Raw genomic sequence first — 20,670 nt, forward strand, 5'->3', positions numbered from 1 at the left:
TAGTTCAGCTCCAAGTCATTGCCATCAGAAAACAGCAGAAGGTTGCCAGTCCCAGCAGTGCGCCTGACAGCGCCTCCGGCCAGCTGTGTTCGCTGAGGGTCACCCGGCTGAACATCATCACCGGCGATAATATCAACAGCCATGCCCAGGCTCCCCCGAACACTGCCACAACCCACAGCGTTCCGAAGGTAATGACGGACACGTGGGCTGACACGTTGAGCCAGCGCCGGAAGAACACCAGCCCCGCGTTGCCCACAAACAGTGCAGCCACCGTAAGCGGAACTGGTGGTCCCAGCGGAAGCAGGAAACAGGCGACGGCGCCGGCGAAGGTCAGGACCGCAAGAAGCTGGATCCGCAGCTTGTCCGGCAGGCCACGCCGGCTAAATGGGCGCTTGGCCAGCTTGTAAAGCAGGCCAGGCACACCGATTATCCCGCCCAGGAGCAGGCCTGCCCCGGCCCAGCCCAGTCCGGCCTCCAGCCCGGCAAGGAACACCAGGACTGAGAGCACCAGCGCCGGCGGCAGGATCCTGGAAAAGCTAGCGGCCAGTGGAAGCCGGATGCCGGGCCGGTGAACCGTTGTGCTCAATGCGTGTGCCTATCTCGTCAATAATGGCGGTCTGCTGCGGTGAGAGCAGACCCGGGTTCAGGACGCGGACGTCACCGATGAAAATGATCCAGCGGTAGAGCTGCGCCTTCGAAGCCCTGCCCCGCAGCTCAATGCTTGCTGCTCCCAATGAACGGCGCCCCTCCGGCGTCTGCACCAGGTGGGCCACAATCGGGCGAAGCGCCGCGATGTCCCGTGCCCGTTCAGCCCGGGCGCGGAAGGCGGCTTTGACGCGTTCGGAGGACGGAAGAATGAATCCCGCGGCGAACCCCAGAATCATTAGCGCCAGCAGAACGTTGTATCCCAGGACCAGGGCACGGCTGAAGCTCTCTCCCGATCCCTGCGCCTCCAGTCCAATCTGGATCATCTTCAGGGCGACTGCGCCCAGGCCAAGCAAGCACCCGGTACCCAGAAGATCGAACCCAATCCGGAACGCCTTGGATTCCCCGCTGCGGTTTCGGCGCAGTATTTCAAAGGCCGTGTAGCCGCTGATCATGCCGAACCAGGCAAAGAAAGTGGCCTGGTACCAGGCGATGGTTGGAATGGTGCCGAAGGTGTCCGTGAAGCTGGCAGCGGATCCGCGGGTGTCCGAGAGGACCAGGAGGACAATCTGCACCGCTGCCAATACAAGTCCGACGCCGACCAGCACCTTCACACGGCGGCCCCGCCCGGTGACCTGCAGCAGCAGCCGGCTGAGGTCCGTCATGCCGATGCCCATCAGCAGATGGATGGCCAGGTTCAGCACGTTCCGGCCGCCCAGGAGAGGATCGACGGCCAGGTACACCGCATCGATGTTCAGTGTCCCGGCCACCGCCACGGCCGCTATAGCGGGAAGCACACCCGGCTTCCAGCCGACCCGCAGTCCAACCAGCCTGATGGCGACCACCGCCCAGAGCACAAGGACCGGGAAGACCTGCAGGAAGGTCATATAAAGGTCCGCTCAAACTCGCTGGGGCTGCCGCCGTCCTTCGGCAGCAGCGCCAGGGAAAGCAGATAGGCAACGTGCTCGGCGGCGCGCTCAGTTTCGTTCCAGTCCAGGGAGCGGGCCAGCATCGTCTTGATGCCCCGGCGGTTGCCAATGTGCGCGAAGACTGACGGCGTTGCCGTCTCCACTCCCCCGCAGCCCTGATGCTGCAGCAGGATATGGCCAAACTCGTGGCACGCTGCATGGGTGCGGTGCAGCCGGTTGTCCCCGGCCGGCAGCAGGATGATGGACTTCTTTTCCTTCTCAACCCACAGTCCGGTGACAGCGGGGATGATCGAATGGTCAATGTCGCGGAGCTCAATGGGTTTTCCGTGGGCTTTTGCCACCACGGCAAGGAGTTCATCAAAGCTGATGTGCTCGTCCAGCTCGAGCGCTGCCACGACGGATTCGGAGGCAGCCCTCTCCCGTGCCAGGCCGGCTGACCTCGTGAACCGCAGTGCCATCAATTCCCCATCCCTGTTTCACACACTGGCGTTGCCATATGTGCATAGGACTTTATCCCACCCGGCGGGGCCGGACTGGCCCGAAGGCCTCAGGGCAGCAGCAGCGCAGCCGCGAAGGCCACGCATCCGGCGAGGTGCCCGGCCAGCACCTGGCTGGGCGTATGGTCGCCCAGCTTAATCCGCGACCAGCCGGTTGCCGATGCCAGCAGCAGCGCCAGGGCGGGTCCGAAAACAGGGACCGGAGCCAGCAGCGCCAGACCAACGTAGGCTGCCACGGCGGAGTGAACGGACAGTTTCCAGACCAGGTTCGCCGCCATGCACAGCATCAGCCCGATGAACACGCCGCCGATCTCGCCAAAGAGAACCGCCGGTGCGTCCAGGAGGGCCAGCACCAGCGCGCCAAGGCCCAGGGAAACCGCCGACGCCGCCAGGATCGGCGCCCGCTGCGAACGCACCCCCACGTGGTGGTCGGTCACGGTCCCGCGCCGCTTCAGCCAGAGGATGCCGCAGAAGGGCAGGCCTACGGTGAAGGCTGCCGCCACGATGCCCTGCAGCCAGGTCACCTCCGGCCGGAGCAGCGGCTGCAGCAGCAGCAGGACGCCCACCAGGACGGCCGGTGCGGAGACTTCGGTGACGGCGCGGGCCAGCCGGGACGATTGGTTGGCAGGGGCCTGCAGGGTTTCCGGCATCCGTCGATTCTACTGGGACGGTTTACCCGCCTGTGGGGGACGCCACGAAGCCCAGCTGCTTGTCCACCACGTTCTCCAGCGGCCGGCCCGCCAGGTACGCCCGGAGATTAGCTTCGAACTGCGCGGCCATCGCGGGCAGGTGGCTCCGCGAGTCGCCGGAGAGATGCGGGGTGATGAGCACGTTCTCAAGGCCCCAGAGCGGACTCGGCTTCGGCAGCGGCTCCGGGCTGGTGACATCCAGCACCGCCCCGCGGATTTCCCCGGCCCGCAGCGCCCGTTCCAGCGCGGCCTGCACCACCAGGTCCCCGCGGCCCATGTTCACCAGCACCGCCGAGGAGCGCATGGCGCCCAGCACCTCGGCGTCGAGCATTCCGCGGGTGTCCGCAGTCAGCGGCGCCACGAGCACCACCCAGTCGTAGTTGCCGGCCACGGAAGCGAAGTCCGCGCTGGCGAACACGGCACCAAAGTCCGCATCGCCGTCGCGCGCTGTCCGGCCCAGTCCATCGGCCGGAATACCGACGGCGCGCAGCAGGCGGGCGGTCGTCCGGCCAATGCTTCCGGTTCCGGCGACCAGCGCCCGGGTGCCGGCCAGGTTCGACGTGCCGAAATGCTGCCAGCGCCGCTCCGCCTGGTTCATCCGGGCCTGCGGGAGGTTCTTGGCGAAGTACAGGATCCCGGCCAGCGCGTATTCGGCCATGGCGGTGTCGAAGATCCCGCGGGCGTTGGTGACGGTGACGTCGGAGGCCGCCAGTTCCGGGAAGATCAGCCGGTCCACCCCGGCGGCCGGCAGGTGCACCCATTTGAGGGCGTCGGCGCGGTCCCACCCCGAGCGCAGGCCGTCGGCGAAGTAGTTCCACAGGTACACAATCTCGGTGCCCGGCAGCGCGTCCGCCAGCTCGGCGTCGTCGGCGGCCAGCCGCACGTCGGCGAGCGCCCGGAGGTTTTCCAAGCCGGTGACTTCGCGGTTGCCGGTGAGGATGGTCAGCACTGGTTTAGCCATGCGCTCAGGCTAGGCGATCCCTGCCGCGGGACCTGAATCCGTTACGCCCCCGCCTGCCCAGTCACCGGACTCTACTGCCGGCACGGATGTGGTGGGCAGCGAACTCACCGATCATCACGGCCGTCGCGGCAGGTCCGCGCAGCGGCACGGCGGGAAGCATCGATGTATCCGCCACGCGCAGTCCCTGTACCCCGTGCACCCGCCCATACGGATCGACGACGGCTTCCGGCTCCTCCGCCGGGCCCATCTTCGCCGTTCCGCTCAGATGCAGGGCCGTCCCCAGCCGGGACCGAAGCCAGTCATCGAGCTGACGGTCATCGGCCAGGATGTCCGCGGAGGGCTCCGAGATGCCGCGGCTCAGGGAACGGAACGACGCCGAGGACAGCAGGGCCGCAGCAGTCCGCACCGCCAGGCGCATCCGCTCCAGGTCCTCTGCGGTGGAGAGGTAGTGGTAGTCCAGCCGCGGTGCTTCGTTCGGATCGGCCGACTGCAGGGTCAGCTGACCCCGGGCGGTCTCAGACTGCAGTGCCACCAGGAATTCAAGCTCGTCCTGGTGCCGCCAGTCCTGCAGCAGCCGTTTGACGGGGATGGACCGCAGCGCCCGAAAGGTCCGCAGCGGATGCCGCAGCGCGGGGCGGATGCCCAGGCTCATGGACTGTTCGGAGCCGGAGAGCAGATACCCGGTCGGCTTGAGCAGCGGCAGGATCTCCAGGTCCCCCGACGCCGCGCCGCCGGGCAGGCCCGAGGAAAAGTTGAGGCAGCTCTCCATGGCCCGGGGCAGGGAATTGTCCACCACACCGCGCCGCGGCCGCCAGCGCACCGAGACCTCGGGATGGTCAGTGAAACCACGCCCGACGCCGGGGCGGTGCGCCACAGCGGTGATGCCGTGTACGGCGAGGTCTTCCAGCGGGCCGATCCCGGACAGCAGGAGCAGGTGGGCCGTTTTGATGGCCCCGGCGCAGAGAATGATCTCCGGGCTCCTCAGGACCGAGACCTCACCGTCGTGTTCAACCTCCACACCGGTGGCACGGGTCCCCTCGAAGAGGATCCTGCGGACCAGTGTGCTGCCCTGAACCGTCAGGTTGTTCCTGCCTGCGGCGGGTTCCAGGTACGCGAGGGCGGTGTTCCACCGCACGCCGCCGGCAACGTTCATGGGCAGGGGCCCGACGCCGGGGAGCTGGCCGCCGTTTTTGTCCGGCTCGTCCGAGAACCCAAGTTGATGCGCGGCTTCGCGGAAGGCGCGGCTGATTGGATGGTCCTGCGGCGGCCGCTCGATGAGCATCGGTCCGCCGCTGCCGTGGCCCGGCCGCCCGCCGAATTGCCGGTCCGTTTCAAGCCGGGCGTAGAACTCCCCCACGCTTGAAGCGGACCAGTCCGGGCCTCCCGCGGATTCCCAGCGGTCGAAGTCTTCTGTACGGGCCCGCACGAAGTAGCCGCCGTTCACGGCGGTGGAGCCGCCGGCCGTTTTGCCCCGCGCGATGGCGTACGCCAGGGCCGGTGTGAGCTGTCCGGGAAAGGACCAGTTGCTGGGGTGGCCGGGCATGGCGGCCTGGAGAGTTCCGGCGTCGAGCAGTTCCGGCGGATACTCCTCCCGCGAGGCGTAGGCCGGCCCGGCCTCGAGCAGCAGGACCCGCCGGCCGGGGTCTTCGGACAGGCGGGCAGCCAGCGGGGCTCCGCTGCCGCCGGCGCCCACTACGATGCAGTCCGCGTCCATTGCTCCCCCGCCTGTTCCCCCGCCGTCGTGCTGCAGACCCTAGCTCCCCGCCGCCGGCTCGTCGAGCACACCTTCGACCAGCTGCAGGGACTGAAGCAGCACCTCAGTCAGGTCAGACTGCTCGGCCAGCAGCCACTGTTCATACGCGGCAAGGCAAAGACCCAGCAGCGCCCAGGCCACAGCCTGCGGCTTCAGGCTCTCCTGGGGGAGCTGCATTCTCCGGGCCACGTGCTCGGCCACCACCTGCCGCCAGGCAGCATAGCGCAGGGTCGAATGTGCCAGCAGGGTGGGCACGTGGAGCAGCAGTTCCATCCGCTGGCGGTGGTACGGGATCTCCTCCGGCGGAAGCCTGTTGAACTCGATCACGGCCTGGCACAGGCCTGTGCCCAGCGGCTGGTCCTCGGGCAGGGCGGCCAGGAAGGCGCGCATACGTTCCAGCAGGGCTTCGAAATCACCCCAGGGCAGATCGTTTTTGGACGGAAAGTAGCGGAAGAAGGTCCGGCGGCCAATCCCGGCGGCCGCGGCGATCTCATCCACCGTGACGGCTTCAAAGCCGCGCTGGTTGAACAGCATCAGCGCCACGTGGCTCAGTTCGTCCTTTGTGGTCACCGGTTTCCGACCGCTCCGGACCGGCGGGGTCTGCTCTGCTGAAACAACCACAAACTACCTCTTCCCAATGGCACTGAGTGCCGTTACAGTTCCCGGCACAGAGTATCGCCATCGACGCCGGTTTCTGACAGAGGAGCAAACAATGCACTCAAATTCAGTTTCAACTGAAGTTCCGAATTCGCCCGAACCCGTTTCCGCACCACCGGAGGCCACGGAAGATCTCCTGGTGGAGGAAGTCTCCATCGACGGCATGTGCGGCGTCTATTAGTCCGCCCGGTCCCATGCCCAGCTTCGACCTCAACCGCGCCTGGCAGCTGCACCCGCAGGTCTCCGTCCGTCCCGAACCGTTTGGGGCACTGCTCTACCACTTCGGAACACGGCGGCTGTCCTTCCTGAAGGACCGCACCCTGCTGGCCCTGGTGCAGCAGCTGCGAACAGAACCTTCGGCCCGGTCCGCCTGTACCGCCGTCGGACTCTCCGGAACTGATGTGCAGCGCTACGAACAGGCGCTCGGTGTGCTTGCTGCCTCCGCCATGGTCATAGAGAGGACCCCATGACCCTTCTGCAACCCGCCCCGGCCCTTCCCGCCAGCCCGCCTGCGGCCAAACCCGGTACCTTGGTTGACCTGTTTGAAACGGGACTCGACGCACCAATCTGCCTCACCTGGGAACTGACCTACGCCTGCAACCTTTCCTGCGTCCACTGCCTCTCCAGCTCAGGCCGCCGGGATCCGCGCGAACTGAGCACTGACGAGTGCAAGGCAGTCATCGACGAACTTGAACGCATGCAGGTGTTCTACGTGAACATCGGCGGCGGTGAGCCCACCGTACGCCCCGATTTCTGGGAACTTGTGGACTACGCCACCGCGCACCATGTGGGGGTGAAGTTCTCCACGAACGGCGTGAAGATCACGCCCGACGTCGCAGCGCGGCTGGCTGCCAGCGATTACGTGGACGTGCAGATCTCGCTGGACGGAGCCACGGCCGAGGTCAATGACCAGGTGCGCGGACCGGGCTCCTTCGACACCGCGCTTCGGGCCATGCAGAACATGGCCGACGCGGGGTTCTCCGGGTTCAAGATTTCCGTGGTCTGCACCCGGCAGAATATCCCCCAGCTGAATGAGTTCAAGGCGATTGCCGACCGGTACAACGCGCAGCTGCGCCTGACCCGGCTGCGCCCTTCCGGCCGCGGCGCCGATGTCTGGGATGAACTGCATCCCACGGCCGCCCAGCAGCGGGAACTGTACGACTGGCTGGTGGCCAACGGGGAAAACGTCCTCACCGGAGACTCGTTCTTCCACCTCTCCGCCTATGGCGGTGCGCTGCCGGGGCTGAACATGTGCGGTGCCGGCCGGGTGGTTTGCCTGATTGATCCCGTGGGCGATGTGTATGCCTGCCCGTTTGCGATCCACGACTCCTTCCTGGCCGGGAGCATCCGCACACCCGGCGGATTCACCGAGGTCTGGCGGCATTCGGAGCTGTTTACGGAGCTGCGCAGCCCGCAGACCGGCGGTGCCTGCGCCTCCTGCAGTTTCTTCGATTCCTGCCGCGGCGGATGCATGGCCGCAAAGTTCTTCACCGGGCTGCCGCTGGACGGGCCGGATCCGGAATGTGTGCGCGGCCTGGGTGCCGAGGCGCTCGAGGCCAGGGATGCCGCGGAGGTGCCGCGCACCGGCGTCGACCATTCCCACCGCACCTCTCCCCCGCGGCCGCGTCCGGTCCCGGTGACGCTCTCCGTGCGCCGCCCGGAGACGCCGCCGGTGAGCGCGTGTGCGGAAAACCCGCTGGCCGGGTTCGACCCGGCCGGCCAGCAGTCAAAAGGCTGCAGCAGCGGAAGCTGCGGCTGCGGTAATTAGCGTCCGGGCAGCAAAGGGCCGCCCGCCAGTAAAAGGAAGAAGGTGCACGCAATGGGGCGTGTAGAAGGAAAAGTCGCATTTATCACCGGCGCTGCCCGCGGCCAGGGCCGCAGCCACGCACTCCGCCTGGCAGAGGAAGGCGCGGACATCATTGCCGTGGACATCTGCAACCAGGTGGGCACGGTGAAGTATCCGATGGCCACTTCCGAGGACCTGCAGCAGACGGTCAAGGACGTCGAGGCCCTGGACCGGCGCATCGTCGCCGTCGAGGCCGATGTCCGGGACCTCTCGGCGCTCAAGGCGGCAGTGGACCAGGGCGTAGCGGAGCTGGGCAGGCTGGACATCGTCTGCGGCAACGCCGGCATCGCAGGGTTCGGACCGGCGGATGAACTCACTGATGAGGAGTGGGGGGACATGCTGGACATCAACCTCACCGGTGTGTGGCACACGGCCAAGGCCGCCATTCCGCATTTGAAGGCCGGAGGCAACGGCGGATCCATCATCCTCACCAGCTCCACTGCCGGACTGATGGCCATCGAGAACCTGGCCCATTACGTCGCCGCGAAACACGGGGTGGTGGGCCTGATGCGTGCCCTGGCCCTTGAACTGGCGCCGGACATGATCCGGGTGAATTCCGTCCACCCCACCAGTGTGAACACTGACATGATCCACAATTCGGCCACGTACAAGCTCTTCGCCCCGGATCTGGACTCTCCGACCCGGGAACAGATCGGTGAACGCTTCCGGACGCTGAACGCACTGCCCATCGACTGGGTGGAAGCACGGGACATCAGCAATGCTGTGCTGTTCCTCGCCTCGGACGAAGCCCGCTACATCACCGGCGTGACCCTGCCGGTTGATGCCGGATCCACCACCAAGTAATTCCCGAAACCACAGCAGGAGGCATGCCATGGGGCGTGTAGAAGGCAAGGTCGCATTCGTTACGGGAGCTGCCCGGGGACAGGGCCGCAGCCACGCAGTCCGGCTGGCGCAGGAGGGCGCGGACATCATCGCCGTCGACCTCTGCGACTCAGTCCGGGGCGTCACCTACCCGGGGGCCACGGAGGAGGATTTGGCCCAAACAGTCAAGGAGGTGGAGGCTCTGGACCGGCGGATAGTCTCCGCCAAGGCAGACGTCCGGGACCGGGCGGGGATGAAGCAGGCAATCGATGCCGGTGTCGCGGAACTGGGCCGGCTGGACATCGTGGTGGCCAACGCCGGCATCATGATCATGCGGTCCTGGGAGGACACACCTCAGGAGGTCTGGGACGACACGATTGCCGTCAACCTGACCGGGGTCTGGAACACGGTGCAGCTTGCGGCTCCGCACCTCGTCGAGGCCGGCGGAGGTTCCGTCATCCTCACCAGCTCAGCGGCCGGGTTGAAGGGCCTGCCGATGCTGGCCCCCTATGTCGCGGCGAAGCACGGCGTCGTGGGACTGATGCGGGCCTTCGCTACCGAGCTGGCCGAACACCACATCCGGGTCAACTCCGTCCATCCCACCGGTGTACAGACCACCATGACCACCGGCGAGGACCTGCAGCTGTACGCTGCCTGGCTTGAGGCGCACCCGCGTCTCAGTGCCATGTCGACGAACCTGCTGCCGGTGGATATGACCCAGCCGGTAGACATCTCCAACGCGGTTCTCTTCCTCGCATCCGATGAGGCCAAGTACGTGACCTCACTGGCCATGACGGTCGACGCCGGCGTCACCCAGTACTGACTCACACTCAACCGAGAGGAGCACGCCATGGGGCGTGTAGAAGGAAAAGTTGCATTCATTACCGGTGCTGCCCGCGGCCAGGGCCGCAGCCATGCCATCCGGCTGGCGGAAGAGGGCGCTGACATCATCGCCGTGGATATCTGCCAGCAGGTCGGCTCCGTGCCCTATGGCATGGCAACAGCTGAGGACCTGGAGCAGACAGTCAAGGAGGTCGAGGCACTAGACCGCCGGATCGTAGCGATCGAGGCAGATGTCCGGAACTACGCGGCACTCAAAGCCGCCCTGGACGAGGGAGTCGCGGAACTGGGACGACTGGACATCGTGAGCGCGAACGCTGGAATTTTCTCGCTGGGCCGTGTGGAGGAGATCAGCGACGAATCCTGGCAGGACATGATGGACATCAATCTCACAGGTGTGTGGCACACCGCCAAGGCGGCCATTCCGCATCTGAGGGCCGGAGGCAACGGCGGATCGATGATCCTGACCAGCTCAGGTGCCGGCATGAAAGCGTCCCAGAACATCGGCCATTACGTCGCAGCCAAAACCGGTGTGATTGGACTGATGAGAACCCTGGCCTTGGAACTGGCGCCAGACATGATCCGGGTGAACTCACTCCATCCGTCCACGGTAGCCACAGACATGGTCCTGAACGAGCCCACGTACCGTCTGTTCCGGCCGGATCTGGAAAACCCGCAAAAGGAAGATGTTATGGCAGCGTTCGCTGCCATAAATCCCCTGCCCGTCGCGTTGCTTGACGCACGCGACATTAGCAACGCGCTGCTGTTCCTCGCATCCGATGAGGCCAGGTACATCACAGGCGTCACGCTCCCCATTGACGCCGGCGTGCTGCTCAAGTGACATCCGCGCAAACCTACCCCCTGCACCAGAAAGGCAAACGCCATGGGAAACCTTGAAGGCAAAGTCGCTTTTATCACCGGGGCCGCCCGGGGCCAGGGACGCAGCCACGCGCTGCGCCTGGCCCGGGAGGGCGCGGACATCATCGCCGTCGACCTCTGCGGTCCGATTGAAAGCGTCACCGATTTCTATCCCCCAGCCACCCCGGAAGACCTGAAGGAAACCGTCCGGCAGGTTGAGGCGCTGGACCGCCGGATTGTCGCCGTCGAGGCCGATGTTCGGGATATGGATGCCATGGCTGCGGCGGTGAATGAGGGTGTGGCCCAGCTTGGCCGGCTGGACATTGTGGTGGCCAACGCCGGGATCTTTACCTTCGGGCCGGACACGCACAAGGTCGACGAACAGTCCTGGCAGGAGCTGATGGACATCAACGTTACCGGCGTGTGGCACAGCTACAAAGCAGCCGCCGAGCACCTGATCGAGTCAGGTCCCGGGGGCTCGGTGATCATCATTTCCTCACTTGCGGGATTCAAGGGACTGGCCAACGTCGCGGCCTACACCACCACCAAACATGCGGTGGTGGGCCTGATGAAGGTGCTGGCCAACGAACTTGGGCCGAAAGGCATCCGGGTGAACACCATTCATCCGAACTCGGTGGACACCCTGATGGTGAAGAACAAAAAGACTTACCAGCTCTTCCGCCCCGAGCTTGAAGACCCGCAGCCGGAGGACGCCGAGGCCGCGTTTGCCGGCACCAATCCAATGGGCAAGGCCTGGATTGAGCCGGAGCATATCTCCAACGCGGTGGCTTGGCTGGCCTCGGACCAGTCCTATTACGTCACCGGCGGCCAGATCCCGGTCGACGCCGGCGGAGCGGTCAGCTAGGCCGGGCAAAAGTGCAGACAACGGCTATCACCGACACCCGGGACCGGATTGCCGCGCACCGGGGCGGCCGCGAGCGCGCGCTTGAACTCCCGCGCGGGGCCGTCGCCGCCGGACGCGACATAGTCCTGGAAGGCCCGCCGGGCACCAGCAAAACCACCATGCTGCGGGCCATCACCGGCGAATGGGGCATTCCGCTGCTCTTCGTCGAAGGCAACGCGGATCTCACTCCGGCCAAACTCGTGGGGCACCACAACCCTGCCCGGGTGCTGCGGGAGGACTACAGTGCGGACAACTTCGTGGCAGGACCACTGGTGGAAGCCATGCAGACCGGCGGATTCCTCTACATTGAGGAATTCAACCGGGCACCCGAGGACACCCTGAACACGCTCCTCACCGCCATGGCGGACCGCTCCATCGCCGTCCCCCGGGTCGGAAGCATCACCGCCCGTCCCACCTTCCGGGTCATCGCCTCGATGAACCCCTACGACAACCTCGGCACCACCCGGCTTTCAACCTCCGTCCACGACCGGCTGAACCGCCTCTCGATCGGTTACCAGGACGACGCCGCCGAGCGCGGGATCGTCACGCTGCGCACCGACGCATCCGGCAGCCTGGGAGACGCCCTGACATCCGACGCCGTCGCCGTCACCCGTGCGACCCGGGAGCATCCGGACGTCCGCCAAGGCTCCAGCGTGCGTGGGGCCATTGACTGTGTGCTGGTGGCCACGCAGCTGGCCGGGCTTCGTGGTGTGACGGATCCGCAGGATGAGCTGTACGCGGAGCTGGTCTTTGATGCCATGGTGGTTTCCCTCTCCGGCCGGATCCATCTGGACGAGGCAGCCGAAACCACTCCCGAGCGGGTCCTGCGGGAGATCTGGGAGGACCACTTCCTGCTCAATCCGGCAGCAGCGGCGCCCGGATGAAGAGAAGTCGCGGCCGATTCCCCGCTGGTACGGCGGAGCAGCCGTCGCCCGCAGACACGGACCCCGCTGCGCCGCACGCCCAAAAAGCTGTCCGAGGAGCCCACCGTGTTTGAACCCGTGCCGGGCAGCGGCGGGGCAGCGATCCGCGCGCTGCCTTCCCGCGGCCGGGACCGGACAGCTGCCAAGACTCCCGGAGTCTCCCGGCCCGGATTCACCGACGAGGAAGCCGCGCTGGTGGCCCCCGGGATCTCCGAGGTTCCGGTGGACCCGGCCGTGCGGACACGGATGCAGCAAATCGCCGCCCGCCTCTCGGTGCGCCGTCCCCGGCGCGACGCCGATGTGCACCGCGGGGGCGGCACGCTGGCCAGCATGCCCTACCGCGGCGGCAGCGACGAGATCGATCTGGACCGGACCCTGGAACTGCTGGCGGAACGCCCGGTCCCGGAGGATGAGGACATCATTGTCCGGGACCGGATCCGCACCCGCCGCTCGGTGGTGCTGGCCGTGGACGTCTCCGGGTCGATGAAGGGCGAGCGCCTCCAGACCGCGGCGGCCGCCGTGGGTGCGCTTGCCTCGGAGCTGCACCGCGACGCCCTGGGCGTGATCGCGTTCTGGTCCGACGCCGCCCGGCTCCTTCCGCTGGGCGGGGAGCTGAAGCCGATGGAACTGCTGGACACCCTGCTCCGGATGCCGGCACGTGGGCTGACCAACATCAGCTTCCCGCTGGAACTGGCCCTGCGGGAGCTCTCCCGCGTACCGGTCCGCGATGCCCGTGTCCTGCTGCTTTCAGACTGTGTCCACAACGCCGGCCCCGATCCGCGGATTGTCGCGGCCCGGCTTCCGCGCCTGGACGTGCTGATCGATGTGAGCGCGGAAACCGATGCCGAGCTTGGCCGCGAACTCGCCCGGGCGGGCCGCGGGCAGGCCCGGCAGATCCGCACCTACCGGGATGTCGCTCCCGCTGTCGGAGGGATATTCGACTCGTGAAACCTTGCCGCACCAACGAAGAAAGGCAGTGCCATGTTCAGGAACCCATGGTTTGAAACCGTCGCCGAAGCCCAGCGCCGCGCGGAAAAGAAACTCCCCCGGTCCGTCTACGGTGCACTGGTGGCCGGGTCCGAGCGGGGCGTGACGGTTGAGGACAACATCGCGGCGTACTCCGAACTGGGCTTCGCACCGCATGTGGTGGGAATGTCCTCCACCTGGGACATGAATACCAGCGTTATGGGCCAGGAAATCTCCCTTCCGGTGATCATTTCCCCCACCGGTGTGCAGGCAGTGCATCCTGACGGGGAGGTTGCCGTCGCCCGGGCTGCTGCCAGCCGCGGAACCGTGATGGGGCTGAGTTCCTTCGCGAGCAAGTCCGTGGAGGAGGTCACTGCCGCCGGAGCACCCGTGTTCTTCCAGATGTACTGGAGCGGCACCCGGGAAGCCATGGTCCAGCGCATGGACCGTGCCCGCGAGGCCGGTGCCGTCGGCCTGATCTCCACGCTTGACTGGTCCTTCTCCAACGGCCGGGACTGGGGCAGCCCGGTGATCCCGGACAAGCTCACCCTCAAAGCCATGGCACGGCTTTCCCCCGAAGTCCTTCCGCGCCCGGCCTGGCTGCTGGACTTTGTCCGCTCGGGAAAGCTCCCGGACCTGACCGTCCCGAACCTGGCGCCTCCCGGCGGCACCGCTCCCACCTTCTTCGGCGCCTACGGGGAATGGATGCAGACCCCGCCTCCCACCTGGGAAGACGTGGAATGGCTCCGCAAGGAATGGGGCGGTCCCTTTATGCTCAAGGGCGTCTCCCGGGTCGATGACGCGCGCCGCGCCGTCGACGCCGGCGTCACCGCCATCTCGGTCTCCAACCACGGCGGCAACAACCTGGACGGCACCCCGGCCACTATCCGGATCCTGCCCACCGTGGCCGACGCCGTCGGGAACCAGGTGGAAGTCCTGCTCGACGGCGGTGTCCGCCGCGGCAGCGACGTCGCCAAGGCCCTGGCGATGGGCGCCCGCGCCGTCATGATTGGCCGGGCCTATTTGTGGGGTCTGGCAGCAAACGGGCAGGGCGGGGTGGAGAACGTCCTGGACATCCTGCGCGGGGGGCTGGGTTCTGCCCTGCGCGGGCTGGGACACACGTCCATCCACGAGCTCAGCCAGGCGGATCTTGTGATCCCGCCCGGGTTCAGCCGCACGCTGGGCATACCGCTCTCGGTGCGGGAATCAGAAGTTGGCTGACCCCGCACCCGCCGGCCCGGCGCTCATGGCACGGGCCTGGCCGCAGGTTCCGGCCCGGCCGGTGGTCCTGGTTCCCGTGGGGTCCACGGAACAGCACGGTCCGCATTTACCGCTGGACACGGATACCGTGATCGCCGCTGCCGTGGCGCACGCCGCAGCCTCTGAGTGGGCCCGTTCGGCGGACGGCAGCGGGCCGGCCGCCGTCGTTGCCCCTGCCCTGTCTTACGGCGCGAGCGGTGAGCACCAGCATTTTCCGGGCACGGTGTCCATCGGCCAGGAAGCTCTGGGAACGGTGCTGGTGGAGCTGGTCCGGTCGCTCTCCGGCTGGGCCGGAAGCGTGGTGTTCGTGAACGCCCACGGAGGGAACGTGCGGCCTCTGGACCGGGCGGTGCCGCAGCTGGTTACGGAGGGGCACCGGGTTGGGTGGGTGCACTGCCGGTTCGACGGCGCGGACGCGCACGCCGGGCGGACCGAGACCTCGCTGATGCTGCATCTTGCACCGGAACGGGTGCTGCTGGACCGGGCTGAGCCGGGCAACACTACGCCGGTGGCGGAGCTGATGCCTGCCCTGGTTGGCGGTGGCGTGCAGTCGGTGTCGCCTAACGGGGTGCTGGGTGATCCGGCGGGCGCCTCCGCTGAAGAGGGCGCGGCCCTGCTCCGCGGTGCTGTTACGGATGTGCTCCGGCGGATGCCGGGTGAGGCCGACCGGCATGGGCGGCTTCAGCCTTCGGCGGATGCGGTGCCGGGGGCCGAGGCGGTGTCCGTGCCGGTGCCGGGGGCCGAGCGGTGAGCGGGCCGCCGCTCGACGGGCCGCCACCGGACTGGCCGCCGCGCCCCGGGCTTCCCGACGGATTCCGGATCCGGCTCTCACCGGCTGTGCGGGTCAACGGAGACCGTACCGTCCTTAGTGGCGGCTCACCGGTCCGGGTCCTGTTTCCGGGCCCGGCGGCGCGGGAGCTGCTGGCCGGTGAGGAGATCGTGGTTCGTGACCCGCTCTCCCGGCAGTTCGCGGACAAGCTGCTGGGCTACGGCCTGGCTGAACCAGTCCTCGAGGGGGATGGTGCGCCGGCCCCGGACAGCATCACCTATGTGATTCCGGTCCGGAACCGGCCGGCGGCCCTGGACCGTCTGCTGGTCAGCATCGGATCCGGCAAACGGGTGATTGTGGTTGACGACGCGTCGGCGGATCCGGATGCCATTGCACGCACTGCTGCCTCCCACGGCGCCGAGTACCTGCCCCTGGAAGTCAACGTGGGCCCGGCCGAAGCGCGGAACGCCGGGCTGCGCCGGGTCCTCACTCCCCTGGTGGCGTTCGTTGATTCGGATGTGGTGCTGGAGGCGGGAACCGTGGACTCGCTGATGCGGCACTTTGCTGATCCCCGGGTTGCCCTCGTGGCTCCGAGGATTCTTGCACTGGACACTGCTCCAGACAGTTCCCGCGCGGCCGGAGGTTCGGGCTGGATTGGCAGGTACGAGGCTGCCCGTTCCTCCCTGGATTTGGGCCCCCGGTCTGCGCTGGTCCAGCCGCGGGGCACAGTGTCCTGGCTGCCGGCGGCCTGTGTTGTCGCCCGGGTGGAGGCTTTGGGCCCGGGTTTCAGCGCCGGACTGCGGGTGGCTGAGGACGTGGACCTGGTCTGGAGTTTGATCGGCCGCGGCTGGCGGGTCCGGTACGACGCAGCCGTTGCCGTGCGGCACGACCACCGGCAGGCGTTCGGTCCGTGGCTGGCGCGGAAGGCGTTCTACGGCACCGGCGCCCATGAACTGGCCCGGCGGCACGGCCGCAATGTGGCCCCCGCCGTCCTGGCCCCGTGGAGTGCGGCCATGCTCGTTGCCCTCCTGGCGCAGCGGCGCTGGTCCCTTCCCGCAGCTGCCTGCCTCGCAGGGGGAACCGCGCTGCGGCTGGCGGCCAAACTGAAGCGTGCTCCCCGCCCCCTGCCGTTCGCCCTGCGCCTGACCGGTCAGGGGATGTTGGCCTCGCTCGGCCAGGGATCGGCACTGTTGCTGCGGCACTGGTGGCCGGCTGCTGCGGCGGGATGCCTCGTCTCCCGCCGCCTCAGGCGGGCCGTGCTGGCTGCCGCCGCTGCCGACGTCGTTGTTGAGTATGTGCGCACCGGGCCGGAGCTGGACATTGTCCGGTTTGGCATTGCCCGGCGGCTGGACGATCTGGCCTATGGCGCCGGGGTGTGGCTGGGTGCGGTCCGGGGCCGGTCAGCGGGGGCTTTGATTCCGGAGATCACCGGGCTGTCTGAGAGGAAACGGGCTTCGAATAAGAGACGGAAATCCAGCCCGAACAGTTTCGCTCCCGAACCTGCAGCGCAGAATCTCCCGCCCGCTGCAGCCAACCCTCTATAGTTTCGGGAAACCTTTCCGGCCGCAGACTTGGAGATATCGTGCCACGCAACGCCTACGTGCCCACCCCGCCCGAAGCCCTCGCGGACCTCCAGCAGCGCCTGGCCCGGTTCCGCCCAGTGCCCGAACCCCGGCTGTTCAACCGCAGCCGGGAGTCCCTGGGTTTCAGCGGCGAGCAGCTCGCAGAGCTCGTGGAGCACTGGCGGACCGGGTTCGACTGGCCCGCCCAGGAGGCATGGATTTCGGCGCTGCCGTGGGAGCAGACGGAGCTGTCCACCGTTCCGGTGCGGGCTGTCGTGTCCCGGGCGGAAGCTGCCTACGGCTCGCCGTCGTCGCCCGTAGTCCTGCTGCTGCACGGCTGGCCGGATTCGGTACTGCGGTTCCAGCGGCTCTTTCCGCTGCTGACGGACCTGACCTATGTGGCGCCGGCGCTGCCCGGCTATCCGTTTGCCGCACCGGTGCCGGCGGGCGGGATGTCCACGGTGGAGATGGCCGATGCGATTGCTTCGGCGATGTCCGAGTTCGGGTTCGCCCGGTACGTGGTGTCCGGCGGGGATGTGGGCTCCGATGTGGCGGAGGCGCTGGCGGTGCGGCATCCCGACGTCGTGACGGCGCTGCACCTGACCGACGTGTCCCAGTACCACATCAACCTAGCGCCGCCGCAGGATATGGACGACGCCGAGCGGGAATACCAGCAGCGGGCGCGGCGCTGGCAGGGGGCGGAGGGCGGTTACGCGCACGAGCAGTCCACGCGCCCTTACACCCTGGCTGCCGGGCTTGGTGATTCACCGGCCGGGCTCGCCGCGTGGATCGGCGAGAAGCTGGTTCGCTGGACCGATTCGGACGGAACGCTGACGAACGCGTTCAGCCTGGACGAGGCCCTGACCTGGATCAGTGCGTACTGGTTCAGCGGGTCGATCGGGACGTCGTTCGCTCCCTACGCTGCGGGCCGTCCCACGGGCTGGCCGCGGATCGAGACCCCGACGGCGTTCACGCTGTTCCCGAAGGACCTGGTGAACGCTCCGCGCCAGTTCGCGGAGCGGTACTTCAATGTGGCCGGTTGGCTGGAATTCGAAAGCGGTGGCCACTTCGCTGCGTGGGAGCGTCCGCACGAGTATCTGGAGGGTGTGCGGGCGGCGGTGGAGCTGGGGTTCGGGTAGCGCGGGCGGCCGGATGGCCGTGACTTGGGAAAGAGTGCAGTGTCCGCTTCGCCTCGGTAGCGTCGAAAACGGGTGTTCAGGAGGCACCCGTTCAGGAGGTAAACATGCTCTCACTTTCGCCAATCGGCGTCGTCGCTGCCCCTGAGGACGGGGCGGATCCTGATGCCGGGCCAGCCCTGATCACCCTGGATAAGAAGGTCGCTCCGGGGCTGGAAGGGCTGGCTGGCTTCAGTCACGTGGTCGTCCTGTGGTGGGCGGACCGCGCCAACGGACCGGAGCGGAGCGAACTCATCCAGCCCCTCCCGTACCGTGCCGGGCCGGACCAGCTGGGCGTCTTCGCGACCCGCGCTCCCGGCCGTCCCAATCCGATCGGGATGTCAGTGTGCCGGCTGCTGGGCGTGGACCTTGACGCACTGCCGAGCACTCCGGTGCTGGACCTGAAGCCGTATACCCCCAGCCTGGACCGCGTGGAGGACCCTGGTGTGCCGAACTGGTGTGCCGGCTGGCCGCGCAGCCTCGAGGAATCCGGCCGGTTCGACTGGTCCACGGTGTTCTAGTTCGGGGTGGGGCCTGCGCTGCTGGGCCGCCCCTTGGGACATCCCCCCAGGGTGCACTGTGTGACTCGATGTCAGATTCGTGCATCTGGCACTACTGCCATGTGAGGATCGCCTGAAGGCTACGGGCCGGCTACGACCGCTAGAACCCGTCTGTCCGTGCCACGCTCGCGGTGCTCAGGGCGGAACGTTGACGGCCATATAATGGTCCAGGCCCCACATGGGTGTGGGCAAGATTTGGAGTGTTTCAGGTGGGGGATAAACAGCCCTTTGGGATCGCTGTGCTGGACGTCTACCAAAACCAATGGGTTCTATGGCAGGTGTCAGTCGATAATTTTTCAGGTCGGCTCAGAGCGTCCAAAACTAATGCAGTTGTGAGGGAACGCTTCAACCGTGCTGAGTTCGAATCACTGGTAGGCAACCGGCACCTGCTTGTGACACCACGTGCAGAGCTAGTAGTTCCTGACGAGGCCATAGACGGACCTCCACGTTTCGACGGTCATGGTTTTGTCTCCATGACCGAATCGTGGATCGATCACCTCGACGCTTTGTTCCGGGCAGAAAACGAACGGCGTCTGGCCGAGAACAATGCCCAGGCGGAAGCTAAGAAATCCGGGCTGGCTGCTGGGCCATACAAGAAGCTCTCGCCTCTGCAGGACGTCGGCTGGCCGGGGGCTCCCGCCGCGTCAGCTTGGACGTCGGATCCTTCATGCGTCCTTGATGCGCCGTCAGAGGCCCTCCGGTTAGCGGATGGATGCGTACGCCTCTTGGACTATTGGCTTGATATTGAGGTCGCGCGAACCAAGAAAAACCGAACCTATTTCAATGGGGTGGGTGGACCCGAAGTTCGAACTTGGCCGTCGCCGCTCCCTGAAGAGTCAGCCAGTATGCAGCTCCCAGAGCAAGGTCGGGGCGACGCCTCCATCCAAGAAGAAGACGCCTCCATCCCAGAAGAAAAGGCAGGCATGACGCTCTCGTTCACGGCCGTTGATTTCGAGACAGCGAACCGCAGCCGTGGCTCCATCTGCTCCGTGGGACTAGCGAAAGTAGTCGATGGGCGGATTCAGGACACCCGGTCCTGGATCATCACGCCACCAGATGGCGGTGGGTTTGATGCATTCAATTCGGCCCTGCACGGAATTACCGCCTCGGACACCGTCAACGCACCTGATTGGGTCAGCTCGTTGTCAGAGATCCTGGACTTCATTGGTGACGATATGGTCCTGGCCCACAATGCTGGGTTTGATATCGGCGCTCTGCGGGATGCCTGCGACTTTGCGGGCTTGGAGTGGCCCGAACTGGACTACGCGTGCACGCTGGTCCTGGCTAGGGCGATGTTGGATCTCCCGGTATACAAGTTGCCTTGGGTCGCCGAGGCCCTGAATATCCCCGAGTTTGATCACCATGAGGCCGGGGCCGATGCTCGGGCCTGTGCGCTCGTGGCAATCGCGCTAGCCGAGTCGCGGGGCTCCGATTCCGTGGCAGACCTTCTTGCAGCAGCTGGCGTCCGTCCTGGCCGGGTTGAAGCGACATCCTGGGTAGGATCTCAAAAAGCCCGCCCGACTTCTCAACGAGCACCCCGTGTGGCGCTGGTTCCGGGAGAGATCAACCCGGACGGAGCAATGGCTGGGGAGGTTGTCTGTTTCACTGGAAGAATCTCCTGGTCACGCGAGGACGCGCAAGAAATGGTCGTCCGTAACGGCGGCACGTGCAGCGTGGGAAAGCCCACCAAAAAGACGACAATCCTAGTCACCGGTGACTACGACGAAAGCAGCCTGCGGCCCGGCATGACCTTTGGCAGCAAGCTGGCACGGGCATTCGAGCTCGTTGAACAGGGCCAAAAACTTGAGATCATGACCGAGGACGACTTTCGGCAGAAGCTGGACGCTCAGGAAGGACACCGCAACCTGCCCGTTGCGGCTGGCCTCTAGAACAACCGTTCCTGGCCAGTTCAAGCTGCAGGAATAGATGGAGAGCGGCCTGGTTCATTTAGCCCACGTGATGGTGGGGGTTGTTCAGACGCAGTGATGCCGGGCCGCCCCCCCAAAACGGGCCGGCCCGCCGCCCAGCGGGGGTGCGTAAGGGCCCGGGGGGCC

General features: G+C 66.6%; 22 protein-coding genes. 15 read left to right on the plus strand and 7 right to left on the minus strand.

Annotated elements, in window-relative coordinates; translation table 11 throughout:
- Window positions 1-4: 4 nt before the first annotated feature.
- The 7 genes from TVC13_RS13215 to mftR form a co-directional block, all read right to left on the minus strand.
- Window positions 5-586 carry a hypothetical protein gene (locus TVC13_RS13215; RefSeq protein ID WP_422401647.1) on the minus strand — a complete coding sequence of 194 codons (582 nt, stop codon included), beginning with the start codon at window positions 584-586 and terminating at the stop codon, window positions 5-7.
- On the minus strand, window positions 537-1,532 hold the full coding sequence (locus TVC13_RS13220) for a hypothetical protein (RefSeq protein ID WP_422401648.1): 996 nt from the start codon (window positions 1,530-1,532) through the stop codon (window positions 537-539). Before TVC13_RS13220 ends, TVC13_RS13215 begins: the two co-directional genes overlap by 50 nt.
- Window positions 1,529-2,032 (minus strand): hypothetical protein, encoded by a 504-nt coding sequence (locus tag TVC13_RS13225; protein WP_422401649.1) that lies wholly within the window; start codon window positions 2,030-2,032, stop codon window positions 1,529-1,531. The genes TVC13_RS13220 and TVC13_RS13225 overlap by 4 nt, the downstream gene beginning before the upstream one ends.
- An 89-nt stretch (window positions 2,033-2,121) precedes the next feature.
- Window positions 2,122-2,721 (minus strand): phosphatidic acid phosphatase, encoded by a 600-nt coding sequence (locus TVC13_RS13230; protein ID WP_422401650.1) that lies wholly within the window; start codon window positions 2,719-2,721, stop codon window positions 2,122-2,124.
- Between the two features lie 22 nt (window positions 2,722-2,743).
- On the minus strand, window positions 2,744-3,721 hold the full coding sequence (locus tag TVC13_RS13235; RefSeq protein WP_422401651.1) for a D-2-hydroxyacid dehydrogenase: 978 nt from the start codon (window positions 3,719-3,721) through the stop codon (window positions 2,744-2,746).
- Window positions 3,722-3,782: 61 nt separating this feature from the next.
- Window positions 3,783-5,435, minus strand: a complete 1,653-nt coding sequence (locus TVC13_RS13240) for a GMC family oxidoreductase (RefSeq protein ID WP_422401652.1) — start codon at window positions 5,433-5,435, stop codon at window positions 3,783-3,785.
- 39 nt (window positions 5,436-5,474) lie between these two features.
- The gene (mftR, locus tag TVC13_RS13245; protein WP_422401653.1) at window positions 5,475-6,095 is read right to left on the minus strand and encodes a mycofactocin system transcriptional regulator; all 621 of its coding nucleotides are present in this window, start codon (window positions 6,093-6,095) and stop codon (window positions 5,475-5,477) included.
- A gap of 91 nt (window positions 6,096-6,186) precedes the next feature.
- Between mftR and mftA the strand changes: the two genes are divergently transcribed.
- The 15 genes from mftA to TVC13_RS13320 all read left to right on the plus strand — a co-directional run bounded on the left by mftA (window position 6,187) and on the right by TVC13_RS13320 (window position 20,505).
- The gene (mftA, locus tag TVC13_RS13250) at window positions 6,187-6,312 is read left to right on the plus strand and encodes a mycofactocin precursor MftA (RefSeq protein ID WP_422401654.1); all 126 of its coding nucleotides are present in this window, start codon (window positions 6,187-6,189) and stop codon (window positions 6,310-6,312) included.
- Window positions 6,313-6,325: 13 nt separating this feature from the next.
- On the plus strand, window positions 6,326-6,601 hold the full coding sequence (gene mftB, locus TVC13_RS13255; protein ID WP_422401655.1) for a mycofactocin biosynthesis chaperone MftB: 276 nt from the start codon (window positions 6,326-6,328) through the stop codon (window positions 6,599-6,601).
- A complete protein-coding gene (gene mftC / locus TVC13_RS13260; protein WP_422401656.1) occupies window positions 6,598-7,899 on the plus strand; it encodes a mycofactocin radical SAM maturase in 1,302 nt (433 codons plus the stop codon). The genes mftB and mftC overlap by 4 nt, the downstream gene beginning before the upstream one ends.
- A gap of 51 nt (window positions 7,900-7,950) precedes the next feature.
- Complete coding sequence (locus TVC13_RS13265; RefSeq protein WP_422401657.1) at window positions 7,951-8,781, plus strand: mycofactocin-coupled SDR family oxidoreductase; 831 nt, start codon at window positions 7,951-7,953, stop codon at window positions 8,779-8,781.
- A 28-nt stretch (window positions 8,782-8,809) separates the two neighbouring features.
- A complete protein-coding gene (locus TVC13_RS13270; protein WP_422401658.1) occupies window positions 8,810-9,622 on the plus strand; it encodes a mycofactocin-coupled SDR family oxidoreductase in 813 nt (270 codons plus the stop codon).
- A 27-nt stretch (window positions 9,623-9,649) separates the two neighbouring features.
- Entirely contained in the window at window positions 9,650-10,480 is an 831-nt protein-coding gene (locus TVC13_RS13275) for a mycofactocin-coupled SDR family oxidoreductase (protein WP_422401659.1), read from the plus strand.
- A 42-nt stretch (window positions 10,481-10,522) separates the two neighbouring features.
- Entirely contained in the window at window positions 10,523-11,362 is an 840-nt protein-coding gene (locus TVC13_RS13280; RefSeq protein ID WP_422401660.1) for a mycofactocin-coupled SDR family oxidoreductase, read from the plus strand.
- Window positions 11,363-11,373: 11 nt separating this feature from the next.
- Window positions 11,374-12,285 carry an AAA family ATPase gene (locus TVC13_RS13285; protein WP_422401661.1) on the plus strand — a complete coding sequence of 304 codons (912 nt, stop codon included), beginning with the start codon at window positions 11,374-11,376 and terminating at the stop codon, window positions 12,283-12,285.
- Window positions 12,286-12,390: 105 nt separating this feature from the next.
- Window positions 12,391-13,272: a vWA domain-containing protein gene (locus tag TVC13_RS13290; protein WP_422401662.1), complete on the plus strand. Its 882-nt coding sequence runs from the start codon at window positions 12,391-12,393 to the stop codon at window positions 13,270-13,272.
- Between the two features lie 33 nt (window positions 13,273-13,305).
- Window positions 13,306-14,511 carry a pre-mycofactocin synthase MftD gene (gene mftD, locus TVC13_RS13295; RefSeq protein ID WP_422401663.1) on the plus strand — a complete coding sequence of 402 codons (1,206 nt, stop codon included), beginning with the start codon at window positions 13,306-13,308 and terminating at the stop codon, window positions 14,509-14,511.
- Window positions 14,504-15,301, plus strand: coding sequence for a mycofactocin biosynthesis peptidyl-dipeptidase MftE (mftE, locus tag TVC13_RS13300; RefSeq protein ID WP_422401664.1), 798 nt, complete (start codon window positions 14,504-14,506; stop codon window positions 15,299-15,301). The genes mftD and mftE overlap by 8 nt, the downstream gene beginning before the upstream one ends.
- A complete protein-coding gene (gene mftF / locus TVC13_RS13305; protein WP_422401665.1) occupies window positions 15,298-16,863 on the plus strand; it encodes a mycofactocin biosynthesis glycosyltransferase MftF in 1,566 nt (521 codons plus the stop codon). Before mftE ends, mftF begins: the two co-directional genes overlap by 4 nt.
- 38 nt (window positions 16,864-16,901) lie before the next feature.
- Window positions 16,902-18,020 carry an epoxide hydrolase family protein gene (locus tag TVC13_RS13310; RefSeq protein ID WP_422401666.1) on the plus strand — a complete coding sequence of 373 codons (1,119 nt, stop codon included), beginning with the start codon at window positions 16,902-16,904 and terminating at the stop codon, window positions 18,018-18,020.
- Between the two features lie 104 nt (window positions 18,021-18,124).
- Window positions 18,125-18,577, plus strand: a complete 453-nt coding sequence (locus TVC13_RS13315; protein ID WP_422401667.1) for an SAM-dependent methyltransferase — start codon at window positions 18,125-18,127, stop codon at window positions 18,575-18,577.
- Between the two features lie 512 nt (window positions 18,578-19,089).
- On the plus strand, window positions 19,090-20,505 hold the full coding sequence (locus TVC13_RS13320) for an exonuclease domain-containing protein (protein ID WP_422401668.1): 1,416 nt from the start codon (window positions 19,090-19,092) through the stop codon (window positions 20,503-20,505).
- Window positions 20,506-20,670 lie beyond the last annotated feature (165 nt).

The sequence above is a fragment of the Arthrobacter sp. 3Tela_A genome, from assembly GCF_049311025.1.
GTDB lineage: Bacteria > Actinomycetota > Actinomycetes > Actinomycetales > Micrococcaceae > Arthrobacter_B.